At 62.5% G+C, this 15,685-nt stretch carries 17 protein-coding genes; all 17 read right to left on the bottom strand.

The window, feature by feature from the left end:
* Positions 1–3: 3 nt before the first annotated feature.
* The 17 genes from flhF to fliH all read right to left on the bottom strand — a co-directional run bounded on the left by flhF (position 4) and on the right by fliH (position 15,609).
* The gene (flhF, locus tag NMB38_RS14735; RefSeq protein WP_027915959.1) at positions 4–1,314 is read right to left on the bottom strand and encodes a flagellar biosynthesis GTPase FlhF; all 1,311 of its coding nucleotides are present in this window, start codon (positions 1,312–1,314) and stop codon (positions 4–6) included.
* A gap of 11 nt (positions 1,315–1,325) precedes the next feature.
* The gene (gene flhA, locus NMB38_RS14740; RefSeq protein WP_027915958.1) at positions 1,326–3,455 is read right to left on the bottom strand and encodes a flagellar biosynthesis protein FlhA; all 2,130 of its coding nucleotides are present in this window, start codon (positions 3,453–3,455) and stop codon (positions 1,326–1,328) included.
* Positions 3,456–3,600: 145 nt separating this feature from the next.
* Entirely contained in the window at positions 3,601–4,743 is a 1,143-nt protein-coding gene (gene flhB, locus NMB38_RS14745; protein WP_027915957.1) for a flagellar biosynthesis protein FlhB, read from the bottom strand.
* A complete protein-coding gene (gene fliR, locus NMB38_RS14750) occupies positions 4,744–5,520 on the bottom strand; it encodes a flagellar biosynthetic protein FliR (RefSeq protein ID WP_027915956.1) in 777 nt (258 codons plus the stop codon).
* Between the two features lie 7 nt (positions 5,521–5,527).
* Complete coding sequence (gene fliQ, locus NMB38_RS14755; RefSeq protein ID WP_023533926.1) at positions 5,528–5,797, bottom strand: flagellar biosynthesis protein FliQ; 270 nt, start codon at positions 5,795–5,797, stop codon at positions 5,528–5,530.
* A gap of 21 nt (positions 5,798–5,818) precedes the next feature.
* Entirely contained in the window at positions 5,819–6,574 is a 756-nt protein-coding gene (gene fliP, locus NMB38_RS14760) for a flagellar type III secretion system pore protein FliP (protein WP_023533994.1), read from the bottom strand.
* On the bottom strand, positions 6,571–7,020 hold the full coding sequence (gene fliO / locus NMB38_RS14765) for a flagellar biosynthetic protein FliO (RefSeq protein WP_027915955.1): 450 nt from the start codon (positions 7,018–7,020) through the stop codon (positions 6,571–6,573). The genes fliP and fliO overlap by 4 nt, the downstream gene beginning before the upstream one ends.
* Positions 7,020–7,484 (bottom strand): flagellar motor switch protein FliN, encoded by a 465-nt coding sequence (gene fliN, locus NMB38_RS14770; protein WP_023533974.1) that lies wholly within the window; start codon positions 7,482–7,484, stop codon positions 7,020–7,022. The genes fliO and fliN overlap by 1 nt, the downstream gene beginning before the upstream one ends.
* Positions 7,485–7,526: 42 nt before the next feature.
* Positions 7,527–8,495, bottom strand: a complete 969-nt coding sequence (fliM, locus tag NMB38_RS14775; protein ID WP_023533965.1) for a flagellar motor switch protein FliM — start codon at positions 8,493–8,495, stop codon at positions 7,527–7,529.
* Positions 8,496–8,504: 9 nt separating this feature from the next.
* A complete protein-coding gene (gene fliL, locus NMB38_RS14780; protein ID WP_023533973.1) occupies positions 8,505–9,002 on the bottom strand; it encodes a flagellar basal body-associated protein FliL in 498 nt (165 codons plus the stop codon).
* Positions 9,003–9,163: 161 nt separating this feature from the next.
* Positions 9,164–10,405, bottom strand: coding sequence for a flagellar hook-length control protein FliK (locus NMB38_RS14785; protein ID WP_027915954.1), 1,242 nt, complete (start codon positions 10,403–10,405; stop codon positions 9,164–9,166).
* Between the two features lie 89 nt (positions 10,406–10,494).
* Positions 10,495–10,842, bottom strand: a complete 348-nt coding sequence (locus NMB38_RS14790) for an Hpt domain-containing protein (RefSeq protein WP_027915953.1) — start codon at positions 10,840–10,842, stop codon at positions 10,495–10,497.
* Positions 10,843–10,890: 48 nt separating this feature from the next.
* On the bottom strand, positions 10,891–12,582 hold the full coding sequence (locus NMB38_RS14795; protein ID WP_028687991.1) for a fused response regulator/phosphatase: 1,692 nt from the start codon (positions 12,580–12,582) through the stop codon (positions 10,891–10,893).
* An 8-nt stretch (positions 12,583–12,590) separates the two neighbouring features.
* A complete protein-coding gene (locus tag NMB38_RS14800) occupies positions 12,591–12,896 on the bottom strand; it encodes an STAS domain-containing protein (protein WP_027915951.1) in 306 nt (101 codons plus the stop codon).
* A 132-nt stretch (positions 12,897–13,028) separates the two neighbouring features.
* Positions 13,029–13,481, bottom strand: coding sequence for a flagellar export protein FliJ (gene fliJ / locus NMB38_RS14805; protein ID WP_027915950.1), 453 nt, complete (start codon positions 13,479–13,481; stop codon positions 13,029–13,031).
* A gap of 6 nt (positions 13,482–13,487) precedes the next feature.
* A complete protein-coding gene (fliI, locus tag NMB38_RS14810; protein WP_023533988.1) occupies positions 13,488–14,843 on the bottom strand; it encodes a flagellar protein export ATPase FliI in 1,356 nt (451 codons plus the stop codon).
* Positions 14,833–15,609 carry a flagellar assembly protein FliH gene (gene fliH, locus NMB38_RS14815; RefSeq protein WP_027915949.1) on the bottom strand — a complete coding sequence of 259 codons (777 nt, stop codon included), beginning with the start codon at positions 15,607–15,609 and terminating at the stop codon, positions 14,833–14,835. The genes fliI and fliH overlap by 11 nt, the downstream gene beginning before the upstream one ends.
* Positions 15,610–15,685: the final 76 nt, after the last annotated feature.

Genomic DNA, 15,685 nt, shown 5'->3' on the forward strand with positions numbered 1-15,685 from the left:
TTTTCAACCCGCTCGCCGTGGGTTGTGGTAGAGATCAGCGAACATGTCGGCCATGGCCTCCTCGCTGGGCTCGTCCTGCTGCTGCACATTGACCGCGCGGGTGACCAGCTGGTGCCCACGGGGCAAGTGCAGATCGTCCGGGATACGCGGCCCATCGGTAAGGTAGGCCACGGGCAGTCGGAAACTGATGGCAAGGCTCAGGACATCGCCCAGGCTTGCCGACTCGTCGAGTTTGGTCAGGATGCAGCCGGCCAGCCCGCAGCGCTTGTAGCTGTGGTAGGCCGCGGTCAGCACCTGCTTCTGGCTGGTGGTGGCCAGGACCAGGTAATTCTTCGCAGCGATACCGCGACCGGCCAGGGTATCGAGCTGCATGCGCAAGGCCGGGTCGCTGGCTTGCAGGCCGGCCGTATCGATCAGCACCACGCGTTTGCGCAGCAGCGGCTCGAGCGCCGCCGCCAACGACTGACCGGGGTCGACATAGGTGACCGGCACATTCAGGATCCGGCCCAGGGTCTTGAGCTGTTCCTGGGCGCCGATGCGAAAACTGTCCATGCTCACCAGCGCCAGGTTGTGGGCGCCGTACTTGAGCACATAACGCGCCGCGAGCTTGGCCAGGGTGGTGGTCTTGCCCATGCCGGCTGGGCCGACGACGGCAATCACGCCGCCGTCCTCGATCGGTTCGACGTCAGGCGTACGGATCATGCGCGCCAGGTGCGCCAGCAGCATACGCCAGGCGTGGCGAGGCTCCTCGATGTCCTTGGTCAGCTCGAGCAATTCGCGGGCAATGGGGCCAGACAGGCCGATGCGCTGCAGCCGGCGCCACAACGTGGCCTGCTGCGGCTTGCTACCTTGCAGCTGGGTCCAGGCCAGCGACCCCAGCTGCACTTCCAGCAGTTCGCGCAAGCCGGACAGCTCCGAGCGCATGGCATCGAACAGGCGCGGGTCCACCGAGGCCTGGCTGCTTGCGGTGGCGGCCGGCTGCGGGGTATCGACATGCGGCTCGACCAAGGGCTCGGCCGCCGTGAGCGATTGACCGGCGAACAGTTGGCGATTGCTGTCGCTGCTGTCCGGGCGCTGATCGAGCTCGGCCTTGGCCGTGGCGATGCGCGTGTGCGTCTTGCGAAGCTCTTCTTCGAGTTCGACGTTCGGTACCCGAGGTGCCAGGGCGGACAGCTTGTAGTCCAGCGCGGCGGTCAGTTCGACCCCGCCTGCGATACGGCGATTGCCGATGATGGCCGCATCAGCGCCCAGCTCATCGCGCACCAGCTTCATGGCCTGACGCATATCAGCGGCGAAGAATCGCTTAACTTGCATTATCCACTACCTCAGCCATTAGGGCCCACGGTGGCAACGATGGTGACTTGCTTGTTGTCCGGTATTTCCTGATACGCCAGCACATGCAAATTCGGTACGGCCAGCCGACCGAAACGCGACAGCATGGCGCGGATCGGGCCAGCAACCAGGAGGATGGCCGGCTGGCCTTGCATCTCCTGACGCTGTGCGGCTTCGATCAGCGAACGCTGCAGCTTTTCGGCCATGCTCGGCTCAAGAAGCACTCCGTCTTCCTGACCTTGCCCGGCCCTCTGCAGACTATTGAGCAAGATCTGTTCCAACCTGGGCTCCAAAGTGATCACAGGCAGCTCGGACTCAACGCCAACAATGCTTTGCACGATGGCGCGACACAATCCGACGCGCACGGCCGCGACCAAAGCGGCGGTATCTTGACTCTTTGCCGCGTTGTTGGCGATGGATTCGGCAATGCTACGAATATCGCGCACTGGCACCTGTTCTGACAACAAAGCCTGTAGGACTTTGAGAAGACCAGACAGCGAAATGACACCCGGCACCAACTCTTCCGCCAGCTTGGGCGACGCCTTGGACAAGACTTGCAACAGTTGCTGCACTTCTTCGTGACCGATCAGCTCGTGGCAATGCTTCTGCAATATCTGGTTGAGGTGAGTGGCCACCACCGTGCTGGCGTCTACGACGGTGTAGCCAAGCGACTGAGCCTGGGAGCGCTGACCGACGTCGATCCACACCGCCTCCAGGCCAAAAGCAGGATCGCGAGCCGCAATGCCGTTGAGGCTGCCGAACACCTGCCCTGGGTTGATGGCAAGCTCGCGGTCCGGGTAGATCTCTGCTTCGGCCAGGATTACCCCCATCAACGTCAGGCGATAGGCACTGGGTTGCAGGTCCAGGTTGTCGCGGATGTGCACGGTAGGCATGAGAAAGCCCAAGTCCTGAGACAGCTTCTTGCGCACCCCCTTGATCCGCGCCAGCAGCTGCCCGCCCTGGTTGCGGTCGACCAACGGAATCAAGCGATAACCCACCTCGAGGCCGATCATGTCGATCGGGGTGACGTCGTCCCAGCCCAGCTCCTTGGTTTCGGCCGCCCTCTGCGGGGACGGCAGCAGCTCTTGCTGGCGCTGCGCTTCCTGCTGGGCCAGCACCTTGGTCTTATGCTGTTTTTTCCACACCAGGTAGGCACCGCCGCCCGCCATCAGGCCCAGGCTCAGGAACGCCAGGTGCGGCATGCCCGGCACAAGGCCCATGACGATCATGATGGCGCCGGACACAGCCAGGGCCCGGGGCGAGTCGAACATCTGGCGGTTGATCAGCTTGCCCATGTCCTCCGAGCCCGAGGCACGGGTGACCATGATGGCTGCGGCGGTGGAGAGCAGCAGCGAAGGCAGCTGCGCCACCAGGCCGTCACCGATGGTCAGCAGGGCATACACCTTGCCGGCATCACCGAAGCTCATGCCATGCTGCAACATGCCGATCAGCATGCCACCGATCAGGTTGATGAACAGGATCAGCAGGCCAGCGATGGCGTCACCGCGCACGAACTTGCTGGCACCGTCCATCGAACCGTAGAACTCAGCCTCCTGGGCGACTTCGCTGCGGCGCGCCTTGGCCTGCGCCTGGTCGATCAGGCCGGCGTTCAGGTCGGCGTCGATGGCCATCTGCTTGCCCGGCATCGCATCGAGGGTGAAGCGTGCGCTGACCTCCGAGATACGCCCCGCACCCTTGGTCACTACCACGAAGTTGATGATCATGAGGATGGCGAAGACCACCGCACCGACCACGTAGTTGCCGCCGATGACCACATCGCCGAAGGCCTGGATCACCATGCCCGCGGCGCCGTGCCCTTCCTGGCCGTGCAGCATGACCACGCGGGTGGAAGCCACGTTCAGGGCCAGTCGCAGCAGGGTCGCCACCAGCAGGATGGTGGGGAAAGCGGCGAAGTCCAGCGGGCGCAGCGCGTACACGCTGACCAGCAGCACCACGATGGACAAGGCGATGTTGAAGGTGAAGAACACGTCGAGCAAAAACGGTGGTATTGGCAACATCATCATTGCCAGCATCACCAACAGCAACAGCGGCACGCCGAGGTTGCCCCGCCCGAGACCGGCCAGGTTATGGCGAGCGTTGCTGATTAACTGAGTGCGATCCACCGCGAGTCCTCTTCTTGCAAAACTTTGACGCCTGTCAGGCGACTGGCGCTGCCATTGCAAGAAGCTTTCCAACTTTGTCGGGTGGAGAATTTATATTGCCTGTGCTGGCCCTATGGCGGCCATTTCAGCCATCCCCGGCGCAAGGTCAACTGTCGCGTCGCAGATCGGGCGGAATGGGCAAGTCGGTCTTCAGCGGATCTGGCCGCTTACCCTTGCCTGCGTGGTACTGACGGATCTGGAAGACATACGCCAACACCTGAGCCACCGCCAAGTACAGGCCGGCAGGAATTTCATGCTCCACCTCGGTGGAGTAGTAGATCGCCCGAGCCAAGGCGGCGGATTCGAGAATCTGGATCTTGTGCTCAGCGCCGATCTCGCGAATCTTCAAGGCCATGAAGTCGCTGCCCTTGGCCAGCAGCAAGGGGGCCGAATTCCCGTTTTCCGGATCGTACTGCAGCGCGACGGCGTAATGGGTCGGGTTGGTGATGATCACATCGGCCTGGGGCACCGCCGCCATCATTCGCCGTTGCGACACCTCGCGTTGCAACTGGCGGATACGCTGCTTGACCTCCGGCTTGCCCTCGCTGTCCTTGTACTCGTCGCGCACTTCCTGCTTGGTCATCTTCATTTTCTTGTGCGTCTGCCACAGCTGGAACGGGGCGTCGGCGGCCGCGATCAGCAATAGCCCGGCCGACATCCACAGTGCACTCCACCCCACCACCTGCAAGCTGTGAATGATTGCCTGCTCCAGCGGCTCGTTGGCGATCGACAGCAGAGCTTGACGGTCGCTGGCCAGCACCGCCACCGCCACTACCAGGATCACGAAGAACTTGGCCAGCGCCTTGAGCAATTCGGTCAAGGCATTCATGGAGAACATGCGCTTGATGCCCGAAAGTGGGTTCATGCGGCTGAATTTGGGTTGCAGCAAGCTGCCGGAGAATACGAACCCACCCAGTACGATCGGCGCAACGAAGGAAATCACGAATAGCAGGATCAGAATCGGCTGCACGGCCCAGATGGCCATTTTGCCGGACGTGAGCAAGAACGCCCCCATGGATCGCTCATCGACGATGATCTCTCGGGTCAGGCTGAAGTTCATGCGCATCATTTCCAGCAGAGTCTCGGCCAGATACCCGCCAAAAGCCAATATGCCCCCGGCACCTGCCAGGGTGACCGCCACCGTGTTGAGCTCCTTGGAACGCGCGATTTCGCCTTTTTCCCGTGCGTCGCGCTTGCGCTTTTCGGTGGGTTCCTCTGTCTTGTCCTGACCGCTCTCGCTTTCTGCCATTCAACCGGCCCTCGCCAAATCCCGCAGCCACAGCAACGTTTCGCTGGCCAACGCCTGGTAATGAGACAGTATATCGGCAAGGCCGATCCAGAAAATGAGCATGCCCATGACCAAGGTCAGTGGGAAACCAATGGAAAAAATATTCAGTTGCGGGGCCGCACGGGTCATCACGCCAAAGGCGACGTTGACGACCAGCAGCGCTGCGATCACCGGCAGGATCAATATCAGCCCAGCGCCGAACACCCACGCCATGCGCCCGACCAACTCCCAAAAATGCGTGACCACCAGGGCATTGCCAACCGGTAGCGTGGTGAAGCTCTCGGTCAACACCTCGAATACCACCAAGTGACCGTTCATCAGCAGAAACAGCACGCTCACCAGCATGGTCATGAATTGACTGATCACAGTGACGTTGACCCCGTTGCCAGGATCGACCATAGATGCAAAGGCCATCCCCATCTGTACTGCCACGATCTGCCCGGCGATCACGAAGGCCTGGAAAAGCAACTGCAACCCCAAGCCGAACATGGTACCGACGATGATCTGCTCGGCGCACAGCAGCGCCCCTTTGAGGCTCAACGGATCGAACGGCGGCAGGGGCGGGAGCGCCGGCACGATGACCACGGTAATCGCCACGGCAACGTACAAGCGCACCCGCGCCGGCAACATGCGCGTGCCGAAGATGGGCATGGTCATCAGCACCGCCGTCACCCTGAACAGCGGCAGGATGAAGGTGGCCACCCAGGTGCCGATTTGCGTGTCGGTCAGCTCAAGCATTCGCGCATCAACCGATGAGCTGGGGGATGTTGGTGTACAGGGTCGTGATGTACTCCATGAACTTCTGCACCAACCACGGACCGGCCACGATCAGTGTGATCAACATCACCAGCAGGCGCGGCAGAAAGCTCAAGGTCTGCTCGTTGATCTGGGTGGCGGCCTGAAACATGGCCACGATCAAACCCACCAGCAGGCTGGGAACCACCAGCACGGCAACCATCAACGTGGTCAGCCACAAGGCGTCGCGGAACAGGTCGACGGCTACTTCAGGCGTCATGCACGGCCCTCCCAGGCAAAGTCACACACCACCGAAACTGCTGGCCAGCGTGCCCATGATCAGGGCCCAGCCATCGACCAGCACGAACAGCATGATCTTGAATGGCAAGGAGATGATCAGCGGCGACAGCATCATCATGCCCATGGCCATGAGCACGCTGGCCACCACCATGTCGATGATCAGAAACGGAATGAAGATCATGAAGCCGATCTGGAAGGCCGTCTTGAGTTCCGAGGTGACGAAGGACGGCACCAGGATACTCAACGGCACCTGATCGGGGCTGGCGATGTCGGTGCGCTTGGACAGGCGCATGAACAAGTCCAGATCGCTCTGCCGGGTCTGGGCCAGCATGAAGTCCTTGAGCGGGCCCTGCGCTCGGTCGATGGCCTGTTGGGCGGTCAACTGCTCGTTCAGGTAAGGCTGCAGGGCCGTCTGGTTGATGCGGTCGAACACCGGCGCCATGATGAACAGGGTCAGGAACAGCGCCATGCCGGTCAGTATCTGGTTCGAAGGCGTCTGTTGCAGCCCCAGCGCCTGGCGCAGGATGGAAAAGACGATGATGATCCGGGTGAAGCTGGTCATCAGGATGACGAACGCTGGAATGAAGCTCAGCGCCGTCATGATCAACAGGATCTGCAGGCTGACCGAGTACTCCTGCTGCCCATCGGTACCGTTGGACAGGGTGATGGCCGGGATTGACAGCGGGTCGGCCGCCAGTGCCAACGGCGCCGCCAACAGCAGCGCCAAGGTGAACAACAGTCGCAGCGCTGCGCTCATCGGGTCTTGTCCTTAGGGTCCTTGCCCATCAGTTCCATCAGCCGCTGGGCGAACTCAGGCGTCACCTGGCGGGCACCCTGGGGTACATCCACTGGCTCGGCCAGCACGTGCAACGCTTCGATGTTGCCAGGTGTATGACCGATGAGGATCTGCTCCTTGCCCACCTGCACCAGCAGCAGCCGATCACGCGGGCCGATGGCGCGGCTGCCGATGATGTCGATCACGTGCCCGCCCTTGACCGCCGAACCTTGCATCCGGCGCAGCAGCCAAGCGAGCAGAAAGATCAGCCCGACCACCAGCAACAGGCCAAAGACCATTTGTGCCAGCTGCCCGCCCAGGCTTCCTGGAGGGTTGACCGGCGTCGCCGCAGGCGTAGCGGCGGCCAGACACACCTGGCTGGCCAGTGCCGCAGCAACCGCCGCGATGACGCGCACCCTGGCCTTCATCAACGCAGCTTCTTGATGCGTTCACTGGGGCTGATCACGTCCGTCAGGCGGATGCCGAACTTCTCGTTGACCACTACCACTTCGCCATGGGCGATCAGCGTGCCATTGACCAGCACATCCAAGGGCTCGCCTGCCAGGCGGTCGAGCTCAATCACCGAACCCTGGTTGAGTTGGAGCAGATTGCGGATGTTGATTTCGGTACTACCTACTTCCATCGAGATGCTCACCGGGATGTCGAGAATCACATCCAGGTTCGGGCCTTCGAGGCTGACGTTGGCATTGGGCTTGGGCGAGCTGGCGAACTCCTCCATCGGCAGGCGGCCGGGCCCCTGATTCTGGCTGGTATCACCCAGCAGTGCATCGATGTCGGCCTGGCCGGCCGCACCGGTTTCTTCCAGCGCAGCAGCCCACTCATCGGCGAGCGCCTGGTCTTCCGGGGAGGTGATCTCGTTTTCGTTAGCCATGATTTCCTCGACAGGCATTCAGTTCGTTGGGAGCGGCCGCCGTCAGCGGCGTTCGATCGGGTCGATGATCTGCAGCGCCAGGTTGCCCTTGTGCGAGCCCAGGCGCGCCTTGAAGGCCGGCACGCCGTTGGCGCGCAGCACAAGGTGCTCGGGCAGCTCGACCGGGATGACATCCCCGGGCTGCATGTGCAGGATGTCCCGCAATTTGAGCTGACGCCTGGCTACCGTGGCCGTTACCGGAACGGCGACATCAAGCACGTCCTCACGCAGCGCTTTGACCCAGCGTTCGTCCTGGTCGTCCAGATCGGACTGGAACCCGGCATCGAGCATTTCACGCACCGGCTCGATCATCGAGTACGGCATGGTCACGTGCAGGTCGCCCCCGCCGCCGTCGAGCTCGATATGGAACGTGGACACCACGACCGCCTCGCTGGGGCCGACAATGTTGGCCATGGCCGGGTTGACCTCGGAGTTCATGTACTCGAAGTTCACCTCCATGATCGCCTGCCAGGCTTCCTTGAGGTCGATGAAGCACTGGTCCAGCACCATGCGTACCACGCGCAACTCGGTCGGGGTGAACTCGCGGCCTTCGATCTTGGCGTGCCGGCCGTCCCCGCCGAAGAAGTTGTCCACCAGCTTGAACACCAGCTTGGCGTCGAGGATGAACAGCGAGGTGCCGCGCAGCGGCTTGATCTTGACCAGGTTGAGGCTGGTGGGCACGTACAGCGAATGCACGTATTCCCCGAACTTCATCACCTGCACGCCGCCCACGGCCACATCGGCCGAGCGGCGCAGCAGGTTGAACATGCTGATGCGGGTATAACGGGCAAATCGCTCGTTGATCATCTCCAAGGTCGGCATGCGGCCCCGGACGATACGGTCCTGACTGGTCAGGTCATAGCTTTTGATACTGCCAGGCTCGGATGCACTTTCAGTCTGCACCAGGCCATCGTCGACGCCGTGCAGCAGGGCATCGATCTCATCCTGGGACAGCAGGTCCTGTACGGCCATTGCGTGCTCCTACTGCAATACGAAATTGGTGAACAGCAACTGGTCGATCACGGGCTTGCCGACTTCTTTCTGGGCCACTTCCTGCACCACGACGGTCGCTTTCTGGCGCAGCATTTCCTGGCCGACCGAACTGCTGGCCAGGGTATCGAAGCCGACCCCGGAGAACATCATCACCAGGTTGTTACGGATGACCGGCATGTGCACTTTAAGGGCATCGAGGTCAGCCTGATTGCGCCCCTGCAAGGTGATGCTGACCTGCATGTAGCGCTGGCGACCATTCTGGTTGAAGTTCACCACGAACGCGGGTGTGAGCGCTTCGTAGATGGCCGCTGGCTTCGTGGTGCTGGCGCCTTCCTGCTCAGCAGGCGCAGGCTCGCTCTTGTGCATGATGAACCATGTGGCGCCCACGGAAATGCCCACGGCCACCAGCAGGCCACCCACGGCCAGGAGGATCAGTTTGAGTTTGCCTTTTGGGGCAGGGTCTTTGACTGCTTCGGTATTCGCCATGCCAATATTCCGTCGTCCATCGGGAGTAACTGGGAAGATGGCTTGGGGTGAGCAAGTGTTATGCCAAATAGGCGAGCGTCCAGGCTGGGGCCATTACACGGCCCCAGCGGTCTTACATGAACAGCATTGGCAGCCGGGCGGTCACCCTATCTTCAGCCGCCTCAGGCGTAATAATCCACAGCGCTGTCCCCAATCACGACCTGCTGCTCCACAGGCCGTTCGCGCTCGGCTGCGTCGACCGAGCCCTCCCCTGCACGCGCAGCCACCCCGGACAGACCATTCCCCCCCTGCCCCTGCGCCGCCTGCCCTTGTTGCTGCTGACCTCGCGACTGATCGGCCACGTTGACATCCGGCTGGGCCAGCCCCTGCTGGGCAAAGAGTTCGCGCAGCCGGTGCACCTGGCTGTCCAGCGTATCGCGTACACCGACGTGGCCGCTGATGAAGGTCACCTGGGTAGCCTGGTCGGCGGCGACATTGACGCGGATGTTCAAGCGCCCCAGCTCGGCAGGCTCAAGCTGGATATCAGCCGACTTGAGGTTCTGGCTGGACAAGTACATGACTCGGTTCACCAGCCCCTCGGTCCAGGCGTTCTGGTTCATCGACAGCGGCTGCTGCAACGGGTTGGGGTTCACCGGCACGGCGTTGGCCGTCTTGGCCGTTGCCGCCTGGGTGAGGTTGGCCAGGCGGCTGGCGAAGTCATCGATTCGGGTATCGCTGTTGGCGCCCTTGGTGTCTTTCAACCCTTCTTCGAGCAATGCGCCAAATGCCTTGTCACCGGTGTCGGTGGAAGCTTCTTCGGCCCCTTGCCCCGCCTGCGCCAAGGTATTGACGGACGCAGCCTGCGCCTGTTGCTGACCAGGGTCTGCGGCATGGGCCGAGGTGGCCCCCTTGGCTTGGGCACTGTGCTCCAGGGCCAGGCGCAGGGTAGGCAAGTTCGCCAGGGCATCGGCAGCAGGGTCGAAATCTGGCGCCTCTTCGGACGGCGGCTGATCATTGGCAGCCTGCAAAACAGGGGCTACCGCCTCGGCCTGGGCCTGGATCAACTGGGCGCCAGGCTGCGCGTCAGTGACTTGACCGGCAACCAGGCTGGCATCGCGCATGCCAGTGTCGGCCTGGGTGGCGTGCTCGGTGGGCGAGGCATTGCCGTCATCGGCAACGCTGCGCTTGTCGGCAGGCTTGCCTTTGCCGCTTGAGGCCGCTTCAGCCTTTTCAGCGGCCTTGCTCGAAGCGTTCTTGTCTGCAGCGCCGGCAACCTTGTCACGCCCCTGCCTGGCCATCATCTGACCGAAGCCATCACCCTGCTCGCCCAGCGTCTGCTGGGGTTTGGCGGCGGTGGCGCTAGCAGAACGGGCTGCGTCAGCCTTGATGTTGGCTTGCAGCAAAGGGTTGGATGCAACAGGCATTGAGCAGTCTCCGCGCCATAAACAAAATGATCACGGGCATTACCCAGCAAAACTCGCGCCAACTCATACGGGGGCGGCAAGCGCGTGGGCTAACCCGCCGATATCCGATGATGTTCGGCACGGTAGAAGCGCTGCACCTCGGCAAACTCCAGATCAATCCGGTTGATAAGGTCTTCGATGCCCAGCAGCGGGGGATGGCGGGCCTTGTCCTCGAGTTCCTGGCACAGAGTTGCCAGCGCAACGGCGCCCATGTTGCTGCTGCTGCCCTTGAAACTGTGGGCGGCGGCGCCGAGTTCCACTGCGCTGCGGGCAGCGTGAAGTTGGCCAAGACGCCGTTCGGAATCGTCCAGAAAGGTCTGCACCAGCTGCAGATAGCCGTCTTCCATGATTTCACGCAGGTCACTGAGTACCTTGTGGTCGATATGCATGTCAGCCACTTGTTCGCTCCTTGATCAAGTCAGATTATGGCAGAGCCCGACGCGGACTCACCAGATGAACTCGACGTGCGCACAGCGCCCGCCCTCTGTCCAGCGCGCCACAGTGGACAGGCGCCTGACCAGTGCCATTCCCCGGCCACTGAGGCCTTGCTCTGGCAATGGCTGCGCAAGCACCTGCTGCACGTCGAACCCTTCGCCGCTGTCCCTGACCTCCACTTTCAGACGCCCACCAGCGGCGAGCGGTTCAACTGCAAGATTGATGCGCACGTAGCCTTCTTCGATCACCTGCAAGCGCCTGGCACGCTCCTGATAATAATCGGCAAAGCCTGGCGCATCGCATTTGAGCCGAGAATCCAGCCCCAGCACGCCATGTTCAAGCGCATTAGAGTACAGTTCGCTCAGCACACTGTAGAGGGTGCCGGCCGATGAACGCAGGCCATGTATTTCCTGCAACAATTGCACCAGGTAGGGTACCGGGTTGAAACGGCGCAGGCTTTCTCCTCTCACATCGAAACTCAGCGACCAGTCCATGGCGCTACAGCGGCCCAGGTCCTGAGGCAACATCGCCATGGGCTGCGGCAATTGCGCACCCAGCATGCGTATGTCACACAAGCTGACATCGTCGCGCGCCCGCCCACCGAAGCGTTGCAGCGCGTCGAGCAGCTCATCGAACAACAGCGCGGGATTGCGGTTGTCGGCCAATACCGCCCGCAGGCGTTGCTCACCGAACAGACGTTCCTGATCGTCGGCGGTTTCGAGCACCCCATCGGACATCAGCAGCAGCCGCTCGCCCGGCGCCAGCGGCCAAACCTCGGTCTGGTCGTCAAACTGCTCTGCACTCAGAACACCCAGCGGCAAGTGCCTGGAAACCAACGCAGACAACACCCGGCCTTCCGAAGACAGCAGGAAGCCGTCAGGCATGCCGCCATTCCATACCTCCACTGCGCCGCGCTGCATGCTCAGGTTGACCAGTAGTGCGCAGCAGAACATGTCGCCAGGCAGGATGCGCTTGAGCTTGGCATTCATCTCTCGCAATACCTGCGCCATGCCGTAGCCCTTGGCCGTCATACCGTAGAACACTTCGGCCAGCGGCATGGCCCCCACGGCAGCCGGCAGCCCGTGCCCGGTGAAGTCCCCCAGCAGCACGCGCATGTCCCCGGACGGCGTGAGCGCGGCCAGCATCAGGTCGCCGTTGAACAGCGCGTACGGCGATTGCAAAAAGCGGATGTTCGGTGCGTCCAGACAGCCAGAATGGGCCACCTTGTCGAATACGGCTTTGGCCACCCGCTGTTCGTTGAGTAAATGGTGGTGGTGCCGCGCAATCTGATCGCGCTGATCCAGCACCGTGGCCTGAAGCCGTCGCAGCCGGTCCATGGCCCGAATCTTGGCTGCCAGAATGACTGCGCTGTAGGGCTTGGCCAGAAAATCATCCCCACCGGCTTCCAGGCAACGCACCAGGGCCTGTTCTTCGTTGAGTGCCGTGAGAAAGATGATGGGCACCAGGGTTTCGCCAGCCAGGGCCTTGATCTGCCGCGCCGCCTCGAAACCGTCCATGACCGGCATCAACGCATCGAGTAGCACCAGCTGCGGGCGTCGAGCCTTGAACACGTCCACGGCTTGCTGGCCATTTTCGGCAGTGAACACGTCGTGTCCTTGGCGCCTGACGATCTGCGCCAATAGCAGACGATCGGCCGCGCCATCTTCAGCCACCAGCACGGTCAACCCAAGTTCATCAGCCATCGGCGCATTCAACTGATGTCGAAAAGCTTGTCGAAATTGGAGATGGCGAGAATCTTGCGTACGTCGCAATTGGCATGGACGACCCGCACATCCGCCTCGTCCCCGCCGGCGTGATCGCGCAGCAGCAGAAGCATGCCCAATGCAGAGCTGTCCAGGTAGGTCACTTCCTGCAAGTCGACGATGACCGCGTCAGGGCGGCGTGGCTGGCGTTCGTAGGCCTCACGAAAGGCCTGGTGCTTGCCGAAATCGAAACGTCCCTTGATTTTGATCGTCAGCTTTTTACCGTCCTGCGAGACATCGGTTTCCACTGCCATGCTAGCGATTCCTTCGATGATGGCGGATGCGGCTCCATGAAGGTGTAGCAGTGATGGGGCGAGGGGGCAAGCGGGGATGGGAGCTGTATTGGCCGGTGGGCAGAGACCTGGGGCTAGATCAAGCTCCCCCAGCTACAGCGGCCCCTGCCGCGGCAGCCGCTGGGACAACTCGTCGAGCAAGCGCTGCTCGCGCTTGTCCTCGGCGCGCCGCGCCTCGTCCATATAGCGTTGCACCAGCTTGCGCAAGCCCTCTACCCGCGCATACGCCTGCTGCCAGGTGCCGCGGGCATTGGCGAGGTTGTTCTGGTGCCAGGTGAGGCTCTGGCGCTGTTGGGTCATGGCCGTTTCCAGCTGGCCGAGAAAGCGCTGGTAGTTGACCAGCCAGTTTCCGTCTACACCCTGGCCGCCCCGGTTGAGCCACTGCTGTTGATAATCCTCGCCAAAGCGCTCCAGCTCCGTTAGCTTGGCCTGGGCCGTGGCCACCTGCTGCTGGAAATGGCCCAGGCGCTGGGCCGCCTTGCGCTCGGCTTCCTCGGCCATGTCCACCACGGGGGCCAGGCGCGCCGCACGTCCGGGCAATGCCATGGCCTATCAGCCCGCCGGGGGCGTGAAGATCGCCCCCAGTTGATCGCGGCTTTGCGCCATGCCCACGTTCTCACGCAGCCCTTGCCGCAGAAATTCCACCAGCCTGGCCTGCAGCGCGATGGCAAGGTCAGTCTCGGGGTCCCCGCCCGCCACGTAGGCACCCACGCTGATCAGGTCGCGGCTCTGCGACAACCGAGACCAGAGCTGCTTGAATTTCTGCGCCTGGCGAAGGTGGTCGGCATCGACCACCTGGGGCATCACCCGGCTGATGGACGCTTCGATGTCGATTGCAGGGTAGTGACCCTCCTCGGCCAGCCGTCGCGACAGTACGAAGTGGCCGTCCAGCACCCCCCGGGCCGAATCTGCGATCGGATCTTGCTGATCGTCGCCCTCGGACAGCACCGTGTAGAACGCCGTGATCGAGCCGCCACCCGGCTCACCATTGCCCGCTCGCTCGACCAGCTTGGGCAGTTTGGCGAACACCGAAGGCGGATAGCCACGCGTGGCGGGCGGCTCCCCGATGGCCAGTGCGATTTCCCGCTGCGCCTGGGCAAAGCGGGTCAGCGAATCCATCAACAGCAGCACGTTCTTGCCCTTGTCGCGAAAATACTCGGCGATACGGGTGCAGTACATGGCCGCCCGCAAGCGCATCAGGGGCGCATCGTCAGCGGGCGAAGCCACCACCACGGAGCGTTTGAGCCCCTCCTCGCCAAGAATGTGTTCGATGAATTCCTTCACTTCGCGGCCCCGCTCGCCAATCAGGCCGACCACGATGATTTCGGCTTCGGTGAAGCGGGTCATCATGCCCAGCAAGACCGACTTGCCCACACCGGTACCGGCGAACAAGCCCAGGCGCTGGCCGCGCCCGACGGTGAGCAGGCCGTTGATACTGCGGATGCCCACGTCCAGCGGCTTGCTGATGGGGTCGCGGTTGAGCGGGTTGATCACCGGCCCGTCCATCGGCACCCAGTCCTCGGCCTTCATGCCGCCTTTACCGTCCAGCGCGCGGCCCGCGCCGTCCAGTACCCGGCCCAGCATGCTCATGCCCATGGGCAGCCGGCCACCGTCGTCGAGCGGCACCACGCGGGCACCCGGGGCGATGCCGACAATGCTGCCAACCGGCATGAGGAACACCTTCGACCCAGAGAACCCCATGACTTCCGCTTCGACCTGCACCGGGTGGTAGCTGTCGTCGTTGACCACCAGGCAGCGGCTACCCACGGCTGCCCTGAGCCCTTCGGCTTCCAGGGTCAGGCCTACCATGCGCAGCAGTCGCCCCTCGACCACCGGTTGCGCCGGCACCTCGATGGCCTCGGCATAACTGCCCAGGCGCTTGGCGAAGCTAGTACGGTCAAGGCGCATCGGCGTCCTCCACCGGCGCGTCCAGGTCAACGCTCACATCAGGCGCTGCCGGGTGCAGCGCATGGTCATGCATCTGATCGAACAACTGCGCGACGGTCTTCTCGATGCGGGTTTCCATGGTCGCATCGATACGGCTGTGGGCAGTCTCGATACGGCAGCCACCGGGAAGCAGGGTGCTGTCTTCGAGCAGGCGCCACTGCTCTTCGTGGCGCTCGCGCAAGGCCTTGGCCAGTTCGAAATCCTGCGGGTTCAGGTGAATACGGATATTGTCGGCACCCATGGGCAGGCGCTTGAGGGCTTCGCGCAGCACCTGGGTAATCTGGCTGGAATCGCTCGTGAGTTCACGGCCGATCACCTGGCGCGCCATGTGCGACACCAGGTGCACCAGGGTCCTTTCGATCTGGGTGTCCTGCTCGGCGATGGGCTCCATCAAATGGGTCATTAGCTTTTCCAGGCTGGCCAGCTTCGCCTTCAGGGCCTCGTCGGCCTCTTGGCGCACCTTGAGCTGGGTGCTGTGAAACCCATCACGCTCACCGGTTGCGAAGCCTTCGTTGTAGGCTTCCTGGCGAATAGCTTCGAGCTCTTCGAGGGTTAGCGGCTGAACGTCCTCCAGCGGCACTTCCTCGACTTCTTCCTCCACCTCGACCGGTTCGGGCTCAGGCTCGTGCGCGGGCTGGGGGTCGAAGCTGGGCAACGTCCAGACGTCTACGCCCTCGAGGTCGCGGGCCCGGATCAGGTCACTGGGGTGATGTTCTTTGGTCGACATTCAAAAACCTGTCTATCAGGGTGCCAGGCGCCATACCGCCTGCCGAAGACTGCACGCTAAGGCAGATTGCGTGCGT

It is taken from the genome of Pseudomonas sp. FBCC-B35 (genome assembly GCF_059133755.1).